The sequence below is a fragment of the Pseudoxanthobacter sp. genome, from assembly GCF_036822375.1.
In the GTDB taxonomy this organism is placed as follows: domain Bacteria; phylum Pseudomonadota; class Alphaproteobacteria; order Rhizobiales; family Segnochrobactraceae; genus Pseudoxanthobacter.
On the sequence record NZ_DAISHT010000091.1, the window covers coordinates 1 to 13252 of the forward strand.

Annotated in this window: 12 protein-coding genes; 7 read left to right on the forward strand and 5 right to left on the reverse strand. The window is 69.5% G+C overall.

Annotated elements, in window-relative coordinates:
• A partial coding sequence (locus tag V7067_RS10225; RefSeq protein WP_334175796.1) for an aspartate aminotransferase family protein occupies positions 1-863 on the reverse strand: 863 nt, incomplete at its 3' end.
• Between the two features lie 640 nt (positions 864-1503).
• Here V7067_RS10225 and V7067_RS10230 point away from each other — a divergent pair.
• Entirely contained in the window at positions 1504-2220 is a 717-nt protein-coding gene (locus V7067_RS10230; protein WP_334175797.1) for a GcrA family cell cycle regulator, read from the forward strand.
• A 205-nt stretch (positions 2221-2425) separates the two neighbouring features.
• On the opposite strand, the gene recQ is transcribed toward V7067_RS10230, so the two are convergent.
• Together recQ and mutM are read right to left on the reverse strand one after the other, a co-directional pair.
• Positions 2426-4264, reverse strand: a complete 1839-nt coding sequence (recQ, locus tag V7067_RS10235) for a DNA helicase RecQ (protein WP_334175798.1) — start codon at positions 4262-4264, stop codon at positions 2426-2428.
• Between the two features lie 70 nt (positions 4265-4334).
• The gene (gene mutM, locus V7067_RS10240; protein WP_334175799.1) at positions 4335-5270 is read right to left on the reverse strand and encodes a bifunctional DNA-formamidopyrimidine glycosylase/DNA-(apurinic or apyrimidinic site) lyase; all 936 of its coding nucleotides are present in this window, start codon (positions 5268-5270) and stop codon (positions 4335-4337) included.
• Between the two features lie 181 nt (positions 5271-5451).
• Here mutM and ubiE point away from each other — a divergent pair, with 181 nt between their 5' ends.
• Both ubiE and ubiB read left to right on the forward strand, forming a co-directional pair.
• Complete coding sequence (gene ubiE, locus V7067_RS10245; RefSeq protein ID WP_334175800.1) at positions 5452-6204, forward strand: bifunctional demethylmenaquinone methyltransferase/2-methoxy-6-polyprenyl-1,4-benzoquinol methylase UbiE; 753 nt, start codon at positions 5452-5454, stop codon at positions 6202-6204.
• 123 nt (positions 6205-6327) lie between these two features.
• Positions 6328-7917: a 2-polyprenylphenol 6-hydroxylase gene (ubiB, locus tag V7067_RS10250; RefSeq protein ID WP_334175801.1), complete on the forward strand. Its 1590-nt coding sequence runs from the start codon at positions 6328-6330 to the stop codon at positions 7915-7917.
• A gap of 4 nt (positions 7918-7921) precedes the next feature.
• Here the strand turns inward: ubiB and V7067_RS10255 are convergent, their stop codons facing one another.
• Together V7067_RS10255 and V7067_RS10260 are read right to left on the reverse strand one after the other, a co-directional pair.
• Entirely contained in the window at positions 7922-8608 is a 687-nt protein-coding gene (locus V7067_RS10255; RefSeq protein ID WP_334175802.1) for a LysE family translocator, read from the reverse strand.
• Positions 8609-8757: 149 nt separating this feature from the next.
• A complete protein-coding gene (locus tag V7067_RS10260; protein ID WP_334175803.1) occupies positions 8758-9540 on the reverse strand; it encodes an alpha/beta hydrolase in 783 nt (260 codons plus the stop codon).
• Between the two features lie 188 nt (positions 9541-9728).
• Between V7067_RS10260 and V7067_RS10265 the strand changes: the two genes are divergently transcribed.
• From V7067_RS10265 to V7067_RS10280, 4 genes are all read left to right on the forward strand, one after another.
• Positions 9729-10997 (forward strand): glycosyltransferase family 4 protein, encoded by a 1269-nt coding sequence (locus V7067_RS10265; protein WP_334175804.1) that lies wholly within the window; start codon positions 9729-9731, stop codon positions 10995-10997.
• 278 nt (positions 10998-11275) lie between these two features.
• Positions 11276-11812, forward strand: a complete 537-nt coding sequence (gene infC, locus V7067_RS10270) for a translation initiation factor IF-3 (RefSeq protein ID WP_334175807.1) — start codon at positions 11276-11278, stop codon at positions 11810-11812.
• A gap of 270 nt (positions 11813-12082) precedes the next feature.
• Entirely contained in the window at positions 12083-12340 is a 258-nt protein-coding gene (locus tag V7067_RS10275; protein WP_334175805.1) for a YjhX family toxin, read from the forward strand.
• 174 nt (positions 12341-12514) lie between these two features.
• Positions 12515-12991: a DUF805 domain-containing protein gene (locus V7067_RS10280; RefSeq protein ID WP_334175806.1), complete on the forward strand. Its 477-nt coding sequence runs from the start codon at positions 12515-12517 to the stop codon at positions 12989-12991.
• Positions 12992-13252: the final 261 nt, after the last annotated feature.

The following is a 13252-nucleotide window of genomic DNA, read 5'->3' on the forward strand; positions in this document are numbered from 1 at the left end:
GCCAGCGGATTGCCGCCGAAGGTGGTGCCGTGGCTGCCCGGCGTCATGCCGGCGCAGGCGGCCTCGGTGGCTAGGCAGGCGCCGAGCGGGAAGCCGCCGCCGATGCCCTTGGCGATCGCCATGATATCCGGCGTCACCCCGGCCCAGGAATGGGCGAAAAGCTCGCCGGTGCGGCCGACGCCGGTCTGCACCTCGTCGAAAATCAGCAGCAGGCCGTGGCGGTCGCACAGATCGCGCAGCGCCCGCAAATCCGCATGCGGCACCGGACGCACGCCGCCCTCGCCCTGAATGGGCTCGATCAGGATGGCAGCCGTCTCCGGGCCGATGGCATCTTCGGTGGCGGTCAGGTCGCCGAACGGCACCTGATCGAAGCCATCCACCTTCGGCCCGAAGCCTTCCAGATATTTCGCCTGCCCGCCGGCCGCGATGGTGGCCAGCGTGCGGCCGTGGAAGGCGCCCTCGAAGGTGAGGATGCGATAGCGCTCGGGCGCGCCGTTGACATAGTGATAGCGCCGCGCGGTCTTGATCGCCGCTTCCAGCGCCTCGGCGCCGGAATTGGTGAAGAACACGCGGTCGGCAAAGGTTTCCGCCGTCAGGCGCGCAGCCAGCGCTTCCTGCTGGGGAATGCGGAACACGTTGGAGACATGCCACACCTTCGCGGCCTGCTCCTGCAGGGCCGCCACGAGGCGCGGATGGGCATGGCCCAGCGAGGTCACGGCAATGCCGGACCCGAAATCGAGATAGGTTCGCCCGTCGTTGCCATGGAGCCAGGCGCCTTCCCCTCGCTCGAACGAGAGGTCCACGCGGGCAAAGGTCGGATAGAGGCTCGTGGAGGCAGGCGGAGCGGAATTCGACGAAACCATGGCAGCCGCAACGGAAAAAGGGGCCGTGCCCTGCCGCACGGCTCCGGTGCCGGAGCAGACTGGCTGGCGTTCGACCCTGCAAAGAAATGGTGCCGCCAGCGGCGGCACGGGGGACCTGTTCTTAAAGCCCTGCGCGGCCCGTTCTGTCAATGGCAATGGCAGGCCGGCGGCCGCGGCAACCCTGCGGCGCATCCGCCGCCCGCCCGCACCGGATCGCCGCCCGCTGGGGAAAAACGAAGGTGCCGCAGGGCAGCCATGCGGGCGGACTCTTGTCACGGAGTCACCCGATATAGTAGGAAAATGTTAACGGGTGCGCGAAATCTCGCGCGCATGTGTTCTTGCTCCTCACCTCCGCATCTGCGATGACGGCGGGCCCGGACGGACCGGGTTCCCCGCAGGCGGAACGGATTCCGATGGGGACCGGGAACGGTTGAAGCCGCAGGGCGGCCGGTGCAGAGGATGCTGCCGGCCCGCCGGATGCGTGCATGCGCCGGATCGGACCGCCGGATATGCGGCGGGCACCAGAGCTTGATGCCTGAGGAGTTTCAGCCCCGCAGCGGAGACCGTCCGCGCGGCAGAGCCGACTCCGGGCCTTTGACAGAATGCCGAAGTCGGCAACGACGAAGCGGAGAGAATGGCGATGTCCTGGAACGACGAACGGGTGGAGCTTCTGAAGAAGCTCTGGATCGATGGCATGAGCGCCAGCCAGATCGCCTCTTCGCTGGGTGACGTGACCCGTAACGCGGTGATCGGCAAGATTCACCGCCTCGGCCTTTCCAACCGCGCCCGCCCGGGGCAGGTCGGGGCGGGCGCCCCGGCCGTTGCCGCGGCAGAAGCCGCGCCCCAGCCGGCGGCCCAGCCGGTTGCGATGACGGCGGCTGTCGCCGCCGCCGTGAGCCAGCCGGCCGCGAGCCCGGCCATCAGCCCGGCGATGGCCGCGACGCCGGTTGCGGCGGTGGCGGTTGCACCGGCCCCGGTCATCCAGTCGCGCCCCAAGGGCAAGGTGCAACCCCCGGCCGAGCAGCCGGCCCGGACCGCCGCCAGCGCGCAGCGCCCGGTTCATTCCGCAGCCATCGGCAATGCCGCGCTGAAGGTGGAGCCGGTCTATCTGTCCGACTCCGTGCCGGTGGCCGTGCCGGCGCCGTCGCGCTCCAACGTCGTGGTGCTGGATGACCAGCGCGTCACCATCATGATGCTGACCGAGCAGAGCTGCCGCTGGCCGATCGGCGATCCCGGCAGCGAGGGCTTCTCGTTCTGCGGCAAGCGCTCGGAAACCGGCATTCCCTACTGCGCCCACCATGCGCGCATCGCCTACCAGCCGGTGGAACGCCGCCGCGACCGCCGCCCGGGCCACTGACGGCCCGGCAGAGCGGAACGGCGACTTACAGAACGGTGGCTTGCGGAACTGCAACCTGCGGAACTGCGGGCCACGCGGGAGACAAGCTGCACGGCGCCCGCCCCGGGCGCCGTTTTCGTTTGCACCGCGCTCCGGCTTCCGCGCCGCTCTTGCGGGCGCCTCTCTTACCGGTACCGGCGCCGGCATGCGGCTGCGGCGCGTGCGGTCAGGCGCCGGCCCGCACCACGGCGATGAAACGCTCGCCATAGCGCTCCAGCTTCGCCTCGCCCACGCCGGAGATGCGCGCGAACTCGGCCATGGAGCGCGGGCGCTTTTCGGCGATGTCGATCAGCGTGGTGTCGTGGAAGATCACATAGGGCGGCACGCCCTGCTCGCGCGCCAGCTCCAGCCGCAGCGTGCGCAATGCCTCGTAGAGCCGCTCGTCGGCCGGGTCGGACAGGGTCGCCGCGCGCTGGGTGCGGGAAGCCGCCTTCTGGCCGCGTCCCGGCCGGCGGGCGCGCACCTCCTCCTTCAGCTCCACCCGCCGCTCGCCCTTGAGCACGGCGCGGAAATCCGGGCCCGGAAAAAGCCCGCCGTGGCCCTCCACGTCCACCACCACGATGCCGCCGGCCACGAGCTGGCGGATGACCGAGCGCCAGGTCTCGCGGTCGAACTCCCGCCCGCAGCCGAACGTCTTCAGGCCGTCGTGGTTGAGCTGGCGCACGCGCTCGGTGGCATTGCCGGTCAGCACGTCGATAATGTGGACGGCGCCGAAGCGCTCGCCGGTGCGCAGGATGGCCGAGAGCACTTTCTGCGCCGCCTCGGTGCCGTCGAAGGTCTTGACCGGCTCAAGGCAGTTGTCGCAGTTGCCGCACGGTTGCGGATAGGTTTCCTCGAAATAGGCCAGCAGCACCTGCCGGCGGCAGCGCGCGGTCTCGCAATAGCCGATCAGCGCATCGAGCTTCTGCCGCTCGATGCGTTTCTGCGCGTCGGGAGCCTCGGAATTCTCGGTGAACTGCACCAGCTTGGCGACATCTTCCATGCCGTAGAGCAGCAGTGCCTCGGAGGCGAGCCCGTCGCGGCCGGCACGGCCGGTTTCCTGATAATAGGCCTCCATGCTCTTCGGCAGATCCATGTGCACGACGAAGCGCACGTCCGGCTTGTCGATGCCCATGCCGAAGGCGATGGTCGCCACCATGATCAGACCCTCTTCCTTCAGGAAGCGATCCTGATTGGCGGCCCGGGTCTCCTTGTCGAGGCCGGCATGGTAGGCCAGCGCCGGGCGGCCCTCGGCCGAGAGCGCCCCGGCCAGTTCCTCCACCTTCGCCCGGCTCATGCAGTAGATCACGCCCGCCTCGCCGCGGTGGGTATCGAGGAAGGCGCGCAACTGGTTGCGCGGGCTGGCCTTCGGCGTCACGCGGTAGCGGATGTTGGGCCGGTCGAACGACGACAGGAACACCCGCCCGTCCTGCAGGTTCAGCCGCTCCAGAATGTCGCGGCGGGTCGGGCCGTCGGCGGTGGCGGTCAGCGCAATGCGCGGCACGCCGGGATAACGCTCCGCCAGCACGGTGAGGCGGCGATATTCGGGGCGGAAGTCGTGGCCCCACTGCGACACGCAGTGCGCCTCGTCGATGGCGAAGAGCGCGATCTTCACCCGGTCCAGCAGGGCGAGAAAACCCTCCGTCAGCAGCCGTTCCGGGGCGACATAGAGCAGATCGAGCCGGCCGGCGACGAGGTCGCGTTCCACCGCCCGCACGTCGGCAAAGTCGAGGCTGGAATTGAGCATCGCGGCGCTGACGCCGAGCTGGCGCAGCGCCTGCACCTGATCGTGCATCAGCGCGATCAGCGGCGAGATGACGATGGCCGTGCCCGGCCGGCACAGCGCCGGCACCTGATAGCACAGCGACTTGCCGCCGCCGGTCGGCATCAGCACCAGCCCGTCGCCGCCGTTCACCACATGCCCGACGATCTCGGCCTGCATGCCGCGGAAGCCGGAGAAGCCGAACACGGACTTCAGCACGTCGAGCGGGCGCGGGGCGGGGCTATCGAAAAGGGCAGCGGTCATCGGGCCTGAGGGGTGTGCGGCGAATCGGACGATGCGAGAGGGTTAACACGCCCGGCACCGGCAGGGGACATCACGGCCGGCGCTTTTTTCCCCGCGCGGGCGCCGGGCGCTGGCAGGCGGCGCAGAAGAAGGTCGAGCGGCCGTTCTGCACCATGCGTTCCACCGGCGCGCCGCAGCGCGGACAGGGCGCTCCCTCCCGGTCGTAAACGGCGAAGGTGTGCTGGAAATAGCCGAGCGACCCGTCGGCCTGAATGTGGTCGCGCAGCGTGGAGCCGCCGGCCGCCACCGCCTCTGTCAGGACCGAGCGGATCGCCTCCGCCAGCCGGGCCGCGCCGGCAGTGGGCCGGCCGGCGGCATCGGCGAGCACGGAGGCCGGTGCATCGGGGGCAAGGCCCGCCCGCCACAGCGCCTCGCACACATAGATGTTGCCGAGCCCGGCGATGCGCTTCTGGTCCAGCAGGGCGGCCTTGAGCGACACCGAGCGGCCGGCGAAGACCTGTGCCAGCCGCTCCGGCGCCAGTTCGTTGCCGAGCGGCTCGATGCCAAGCCCCGCCAGCAGCGGGTGGGAGAACGGATCGGCGGCGTCCGCCATCACCATGAAACCGAAGCGGCGCGGGTCGTTGTAGGTGACGCGCATTCCGCCTTCCATATGGAAAACGACGTGGTCATGGGCGGCGGCCTTGGCGCGCGGATGGTGGAAGGCGCCGGGCGAGCGCGCCGCTTCCTGCGCCGCCGCCCCGGTCTCGATGCGGAACGAACCGGACATGCCGAGATGCAGGATGACCGCCTGCGGCCCCTGCCCCTCCCTGCCCTCAAGGCGCATCAGCAGATATTTCGCCCGCCGGTCGAGCGCGGCGATGCGGCAGCCGGCAAGGCGGGCGGCGAACCCTTCGGGAAACGGAAAGCGCAAATCCGGCCGGCGCACCTCCAGCGACAGGATGCGGCGGCCCTCCATGACCGGCGCAAGGCCGCGGCGGACGGTTTCCACTTCCGGCAATTCGGGCATTCGGCTTCTCCCGTTCCGGCCCTGCCGGGCCGCCCCCCTGTGCGGGTGAGACACGCGGCCCCTGCATGGCGCACTGTCGCATGGGGCGACACACGAGATAGCGCGCGCGAAGGGCTTCCGCTATGGTCGCGCCCCAAGCGGCGCCCCGAAGCGGGCGCTTCAAGGCGCAAAGGCAAGGCGGATGGACGCGGAATTCGGTTTCAGGCGGGTGGCGCTGGAAGAAAAGCAGGGCCTCGTCGACGACGTGTTCCACAAGGTCGCGCGCCGCTACGACATCATGAACGATCTGATGTCCGGCGGCCTGCACCGGCTGTGGAAGGATGCGATGGTCTCGTGGCTGTCGCCCCCGCGCTCCGGCCCGAAGGGCTCGTTCAGGGCGCTGGACGTGGCCGGCGGCACCGGCGACATCGCCTTCCGCATCGTCGAGCGCTCGCACCGGGTGGCCGAGGCGACCGTGCTCGACATCAACGGCGACATGCTGGCCGTCGGCGCGGAGCGGGCGCACAAGCGCAAGCTGGACGACAGCGTGACCTTCGTGGAAGCGAACGCGGAAAGCCTGCCCTTCCCCGACGCCACCTTCGACAGCTACACCATCGCCTTCGGCCTGCGGAACGTGCCGCGGCGCGAAGTGGCGATTGCCGAGGCCTTCCGCGTGCTGAAGCCGGGCGGGCGCTATCTCTGCCTCGAATTCTCGCACGTCGACGTGCCCGGCCTCGACAAGATCTACGATTTCTATTCCTTCCGCGTCATTCCCGGCCTCGGCCGGATGGTGGCGGGCGATGGCGAACCCTATCGCTATCTGGTGGAATCGATCCGCACCTTCCCCAACCCCGAGCGGTTCGCCCAGATGCTGCGCGATGCCGGTTTCGAGCGGGCCGACTACCGCCTTCTTTCCGGCGGGATCGCCGCCATTCATTCGGGCTACAAGCTCTGATGCCGCGAGGCGTCCGGCCGCCGTCGCAGCCGGACGCCTGATTTCTGCCTGCTGCGACTTCTGCCTGCTGCGACTTCTGCCTGCCTCCCTGTCTGTCTGCCTGCCTTGCCGGATTCGATCTTCATGGCCATTGCCGTCACCCCGCTCATCCGCCTTGCCCGAGCCGGCTTCGTGCTGGCGCGCGAAGGGGTGTTTGCCCTGGTGCCGCCGATGGACCTGCCGCCGGCCGCCCGGCTGGCGCTGCGTCTGGTGCGCATGATCGAGCGCGGCGACGCCCGCCAGACGGAGGCCGCCCAGCGCCTGACGCAGGCCTTCAACCGCCTCGGGCCGTCTTATGTGAAGCTCGGCCAGTTCCTCGCCACCCGGCCCGACGTGGTGGGCAAGGAGGCGGCGGCCGAACTCTCGCTGCTGCAGGATCAGGTGCCGCCGGTGCCGGATGCGGAGGCGCGCAAGGCGGTTGCCGACGCTCTCGGCGGGCCGGTGGAAAGCCGCTTCAAGGTGTTCGGCCCGGCGCTTGCCGCCGCCTCCATCGCGCAGGTGCACAAGGCGATCGCCGTCGACCACGAGGGCCGCGAGCACACCGTGGCCGTGAAGGTGCTGCGCCCCGGTGTGGCCGCCGCCTTCACCCGCGAACTGGCGAGCTTCTACATGGCCGCCCGGCTGGCGGAACGCTTCGTCGCCCCCGCCCGGCGCCTGAAGCCGGTCGCGGTGGTCGACACCCTCGCCCGCTCGGTGATGCTGGAGATGGATCTGCGGCTTGAGGCCGCCGCCCTCTCCGAAATGGCCGAGAACACCGCCGGCGATCCGAGCTTCCGCGTGCCGTCGGTGGACTGGGTGCGCACCGCGAAGACCGTGCTCACCATGGAGTGGATCGACGGCATCCGCCTGTCGGAAACGGAGAAGCTGGAGGCGATCGGCGTCGACCGGGTCCAGCTTGCCGCCACCATCATCCAGTCGTTCCTGCGGCAGGCGGTGCATGACGGGTTCTTCCATGCCGACATGCATCAGGGCAACCTGATGGTGGATCAGAGCGGCGTTCTGGTGGCGCTCGATTTCGGCATTACCGGCCGCCTCAACGAGGCGGAGCGGCGTTTTCTGGCCGAGATCCTCTATGGCTTCATCACGCGCAACTACCACCGCGTGGCCGAGGTGCACTTCGAGGCCGGTTATGTGCCGGCCTCGCAGGACGTGGACGTGTTCGCGCAGGCGCTGCGCGCCATCGGCGAGCCGATCCGCGGCCACAGCGCCCGCGATATTTCCATGGCCCGTCTCCTCACCCAGCTTTTCGAGGTGACGGAGATGTTTGCCATGACGACCCAGCCGCGCCTGATCATGCTGCAGAAGACCATGGTGGTGGTGGAAGGCGTCGCCCGCTCGCTCGACCCGGAACTCGACATGTGGCGCACGGCCGAGCCGGTGGTGGGCGACTGGATCGCGCGGCGCGTCGGTCCGCTCGGCCACCTTCAGGCGGTCGGCTCCGGTTTCGGGGCGCTCGGCAAGCTCGTCGCCGACCTGCCGGTGCTGGCCGAACGCAGCGAGCGGCTCTCCGCGGCGCTGGCCGACATGGGCGAGCGCGGGCTCGTGCTTTCGCCGGAAACGCTCGACCGGCTGGCCGCCGCCGAGGCACGGCGCACCCGCTCCGGCCGCATCGCGCTGTGGATCGGGGCCGTCGCACTCGTCGCCATCGCCCTCAAGGTGGTGTTCGGGCTCTGAGCCCTCAGGCGGCCGGGCGGCGCGTCAGCGCCAGCAGGATGCCGAAGCCGACCATCATCGCCCCCGACGAGCGGTTGAACCACTTCAGCACGCGGCCCTTGTCCAGCATGTGGCTGAAGCGGGCGCCAAGGGCGCCATAGGCGGCGATGCCCACGATTTCCAGCGCCAGAAACGTGGCCGAGATGACGACGAAGCTGCCGGCATAGGCCTGCGGGTTGACGAACTGCGGAAAGAAGGCGGTGAAGATCAGGATCGCCTTGGGGTTGCCCGCCGCCACCCAGAATTCCTGCCGCTGCAGGCTGGCCATCGGCCGCTTTTCCGCAACCCCCACCAGTGCCGCGATGGGCGCGCGGGCGCGCAGAATCTTCACGCCCAGCCACACCAGATAGGCGGCACCGGCAAACTTCACCACCGAGAACGCCACCTCGGAGGCCGTCAGCACCGCGCCGAGGCCGATGGCGGTGATGGCGATCATGATGACGAACGCCGCCAGCCGCCCCACGGAGGCCCCCACCGCCGTGCTCACCCCGCCGCGCGCACCGTTGGTCAGCGCCAGCAGGTTGTTCGGCCCGAAGGCGAGATTGAGCGCGAAGCAGGCCGGCAGGAAGACGAGGAAGGTATCAAGCGACATCGGCGCGCGCGCCGGCATCAGATCGGCAAGGGCAGGCAGAAAGGACGGGAGCACGGTCATCGCAGCACGCTGGCGGACAGGAACGGAAGAAGACGCGGAGGAGGAAAGCGGGCGGCTCCCGGCAGGGGAGGTTCGCCCGTCGCCACACTCGCGCCGCGCGCCGATCCGTTCAAGCGCTTTGTTGGCCGGCCGGGCCTGCCCGGCGCCGCTCAGGCGATATCCGCCACCGCCTTTATCATGCGCTCCAGATCCTGCGGCCGCGAAAGGCGGTGGTCGCCGTCCTTGACCAGCGTCACCACCACATCGTCGCGGGTCAGCCGGTCGACGAGGCGCAGCGCATGGCGCCACGGCACATCGGCATCCTCCACCCCCTGCAGGATGTGCACCGGACAGCCGGTGGCGATTTCGCCGGTGAGCAGCCGGTTGCGGCGGCCGTCCTCGATCAGCGCGCGGGTGATGATGTAGGGCTCGTCGGAATAGTCCGAGGGCTGCGCGATGAAACCGTCCGACAACAGGCGGGCGCGGGTCTGTTCGTCCATGGCGGCGAACATCAGATCCTCGGTGAAATCCGGGGCGGGTGCGATGAGCACGAGGCCGGCGGCGGGGCGGCCTTCCGCCGCAAGAGCACGCGCCAGAAGCAGCGAAATCCATCCGCCCATGGACGACCCGACAAGAACGACCGGGCCGTGGACGCAGTGTTCCAGAACGGCGCGGGCCTCCTCCGCCCAGCGGCTGATGGTGCCGTCGGTGAACGAACCGCCGGAGCGGCCGTGGCCGGAATAATCGAAGCGGATCAGCGCCCGGCCGGTCTCTTGCGCCCAGCGGTCCAGCGCCTCGGCCTTGGAGCCGGTCATGTCGGACCGGAAGCCGCCGAGGAACATCACCGCCGGCCGGCCGGCGCCGGCGGCCGTGGCGGGACGCACCAGAACGGCAATGGCGCGGGCCGCCGCGCCGCTGCCGGCCGTGAGGCTGAGGGCTTCGGGTTCGCTCATGGTTCAGGCCCTTCCGCTGCTGTGCCGGCCCGCCGGAAACCCGGCCGCCGGCGGCTCCACCTGCGTGCCGGCGTTGTGCACCGGCTTGCCGGCGGCGGCAAGAGCGTGGCAAGCAGGCAGCGTGGCAAGCAGGCGGGCGCGGCAGACAGGCGACAGGGCGGGCCACCGGCCGGCGAGGGAGTTTCATCATGACCGAGGGCAGCACGGGCACCGCAGACGCGACCGGCGCCGGCACGGGCGGCCGCGCGCGGCCGACCATTCTGCAGGTGGTGCCGTCGCTGGAAACCGGCGGGGCGGAACAGACCGCGCTCGACGTGGCGGCCGCCATCGTGGCGGCAGGCGGGCGGGCCGTGGTCGCCTCCACCGGGGGGCGCATGGTCGCCGCGCTGGAAAAGGCCGGGGCCAAACACGTGCTGTTCCCCGCCGCCTCCAAGAATCCGGTCACCATGATCGGCAATATCGGCCGCCTCGCCCGGCTGGCCGTGAGCGAGGGGGCCGACCTGATCCATGCCCGCTCGCGGGCGCCGGCCTGGTCGGCGCTGTTCGCCGCCCGGCGGACCGGCCTGCCGTTCGTCACCACCTTCCATGGCGCCTACAAGGAAGCGGGCGTTCTCAAGGGGCTCTACAACTCCGTCATGGCGCGCGGCGACCGCGTGATCGCCAATTCCGACTGGACCGCGCGGGAGATTCTGGCCCGCCACCCGGCGGCGGCCGGGCGCATCGTCACCATTCCGCGCGGCTCCGACCTCGCCGCCTTTGCGCCCGGCGCGGTGGCGAATCGCCGGCTCGAAGCGCTGAAGGCGGCCTGGGGCCTGGCGCCCGATGAACGGGTGGTGCTGGTGATGGCCCGGCTGACGAGCTGGAAGGGGCACAGCACGGTGATCTCCGCCATGCGCATGCTGCGCGAGCGCATGCACGGCGATGCCGCGCTTGCCGCCCGGCTCGGCAACGTCGTCGCTGTCTTCGCCGGCGATGCGCAGGGCCGCGAGAGCTACCGCGCCGAGCTTCTGGCCCAGATCTCCGCCGACGAACTCGACGGCCGCGTGCGGCTGGTCGGCCACTGCAGCGACGTGCCGGCAGCGATGACGCTGGCCGACGTGGTGACGGTCGCCTCGGTCAAGCCGGAAGCCTTCGGCCGCGCGGCGGTGGAGGCGCAGGCCGCCGGCCGGCCGGTCATCGCCACCGATCTCGGGGCGGCGGCCGAAACCGTGCTGGTGCCGCCGGCTGTGACGGAGGCCGGCCGCACCGGCTGGCGGGTGCCGCCGGGCGATGCCGCCGCGCTTGCCGAAGCCCTCGCCATGGCGCTGGCGCTGCCGCCGGAAGACCGCGCGCGGCTTGCCGCCACGGCGATCGCCCACGTCGGGGCAGAGTTTTCGCTGGAACAGATGACGCGGCGGACCCTTGCGGTCTATGACAGCCTTCTTGAGGGGCGCGGCAAGGGCTTCAACCCGTCGTGAGGCCCTGAAATGCGCTGCCGGATGGCCGGCGGTGCGCAAAATTGTTGACTTCTGCGGCAATTATCAGAAACATGCCGCGCGTTATTCAGCGATCGCCCGCCGGTCGCTCTGGCCTCGGCGCCCGGCGTTCGGGGCCGGTTGCGCTGCCTGCGATCCGTCGCAGGGCAACCGGACACACCGGGCCCATGGCCGGCATCGCCGGGCAGCACAGTCTGCGGCGCGCCGGAGGCCCTCCGACACGACCGCCGTTTCGTCATCGGCTTGAGGAGAGCACGACCATTCGCCGTCCGTTCCGCGCACCACCGCCCACGAAAGAGGGGCCGCGCATCAACCACGAGATCCGCATTCCGCAGATTCAGCTGATCGACGCCGAAGGCACCAATCACGGTGTGATTTCGACGTCCGAGGCTCTTGCCATGGCCGAGGCCGCCGGTCTCGATCTGGTCGAGATCGCCCCGACTTCTGTTCCGCCGGTCTGCAAGATTCTCGATTTCGGCCGCTTCAAGTACCAGTCGCAGAAGAAGGCCGCCGAGGCGCGCAAGAAGCAGAAGACCGTCGAGGTCAAAGAAATCAAGATGCGCCCGAACATCGACACCCACGACTACGAGGTGAAGATGCGGGCGATCCTGCGGTTCTTTGAGGAAGGCGACAAGGTCAAGGTCACGCTGCGGTTCCGCGGCCGTGAAATGGCCCATCAGGATCTCGGCATGAAGCTGCTGGAGCGCGTGCGCGACGAGCTGACCGAGACCGCCAAGGTCGAAGCCGAGCCGAAGCTTGAAGGCCGGCAGATGATCATGGTGCTGGCCCCGCGCTGAGCGCGGGCCCGCTGCCCGGCCGCGCCCAGCGGCCACGGCAGCAGCAACAGAACCTGCGGCGCGGAGGGTCAGCCCCCCGCGAACCCGCACAAGACCTGCCGGCCGGTTCATCCGCCGCCGGCAAACGTCTCAGGAGCGTGGATGTTCGGATCGAAAGAGACCCGCTGAGGCCCTGCCGGATGCGGCAGGGGCGAGAAGCCCGACGGTGCAGGCTGCACCGGCGGCCCGCTGACGTGCGGTCTCGTTTCTCTTTGGTTTCGATCCTTTTCCATGAATCTGTCCCGTCCCGAGCAGCGCATTCTGCATGCGCTCGCGCAGGGTGGCTGCATCGTGCCCGAGCACGACGGCAACGCCCGCAAACCCGTCTCCGCCGACTGCATCACACGCGAAGGCTGGCATTTCGCCTGTCCGCTCGCGCTGTTCCGTCGCCTGAAGCAACGCCGCTTCATCGCCTCGGCGAACGGCGGCCCCTACCGCATCACCCAGCGCGGCCTGATCGCGGTCCGCGCCCAGCCCGACAACCGCTGACGCACCCCGCCGCCGGCCATGGCCCCGCGCAGGGGCCGCGGCCGGCGGCAGAACCCGGCAGCAAAACCCTTTTGCCGCGCTCTCGATGCCGCCGGCCGTGTGCTATCGTGCCGGATGCGCAGCGCGATGCGCCCGGCCCGCCCGCCCAACGTGTCTTCCGGGGAACGAACCCTCATGAGCCTCTCCACGCTCTATTTCAGCTTCAATGGCCGCATCGGCCGCAAAGCCTACTGGCTGGGGCACATCGGCCTCACCGTCGCCACGGCCGTCATAGCGGGCATTCTGCTGGCGGTGTGGGGCGAGGCGCTCACCGGGGCGGTCGACGGCATGGCCTTCGAGCTGGTCAGCCTGCCGGCCGGCGCGCTGATCGCCACACTTGTGCTCGAAATCGTCTTCACATTCGCGTCGCTGGCGCTGACCGTGAAGCGCCTGCACGACCGTGGCCGCACCGGCTGGGTGGCTCTCGTCTTCTACGCTCCGGCATGGCTCAACAACATTCTCAGCCAGAGCTCCGCCGAGGGCATGGTTTTCTATCTCGTCAGCGTGTTGTCGCTGATCTCTTTTCTTGCCGTCATCTGGTTTTTCATCGAACTCGGATTCTTTCGCGGCACCGTCGGTCACAACGAATACGGTCCCGACCCGCTGGCCTGAGCCGAGGGTGCGTCTTTGGAGTCCGAATGAGCGGCCCCGCCGCCCGCCTAAGCGGATAAATTGTCTGCCGGATGGCATCCGCGCGGAAAATGCCGCCTTTTGTCTGAATTGTCCCGCTTGATTACGCCACAAAGACGGTCTTATATATCGTCCGTCGAAATTGGCCGGATTTCATGGCAGCTTCGCCCCCCGACGGTCAGCGGTGGCCGCGTCCGGGTCGCTCCACGAATTTTGTTCCAATCATCGCGCAAGCCGATTGGA

Coding starts and splice junctions, on each gene's coding strand:
- V7067_RS10230 (WP_334175797.1), top strand. CDS start 1,504: ATGTCCTGGAACGACGAACGGGTGGAGCTTCTGAAGAAGCTCTGGATC.
- recQ (WP_334175798.1), bottom strand. CDS start 4,264: ATGACCGCTGCCCTTTTCGATAGCCCCGCCCCGCGCCCGCTCGACGTG.
- mutM (WP_334175799.1), bottom strand. CDS start 5,270: ATGCCCGAATTGCCGGAAGTGGAAACCGTCCGCCGCGGCCTTGCGCCG.
- ubiE (WP_334175800.1), top strand. CDS start 5,452: ATGGACGCGGAATTCGGTTTCAGGCGGGTGGCGCTGGAAGAAAAGCAG.
- ubiB (WP_334175801.1), top strand. CDS start 6,328: ATGGCCATTGCCGTCACCCCGCTCATCCGCCTTGCCCGAGCCGGCTTC.
- V7067_RS10255 (WP_334175802.1), bottom strand. CDS start 8,608: ATGACCGTGCTCCCGTCCTTTCTGCCTGCCCTTGCCGATCTGATGCCG.
- V7067_RS10260 (WP_334175803.1), bottom strand. CDS start 9,540: ATGAGCGAACCCGAAGCCCTCAGCCTCACGGCCGGCAGCGGCGCGGCG.
- V7067_RS10265 (WP_334175804.1), top strand. CDS start 9,729: ATGACCGAGGGCAGCACGGGCACCGCAGACGCGACCGGCGCCGGCACG.
- V7067_RS10275 (WP_334175805.1), top strand. CDS start 12,083: ATGAATCTGTCCCGTCCCGAGCAGCGCATTCTGCATGCGCTCGCGCAG.
- V7067_RS10280 (WP_334175806.1), top strand. CDS start 12,515: ATGAGCCTCTCCACGCTCTATTTCAGCTTCAATGGCCGCATCGGCCGC.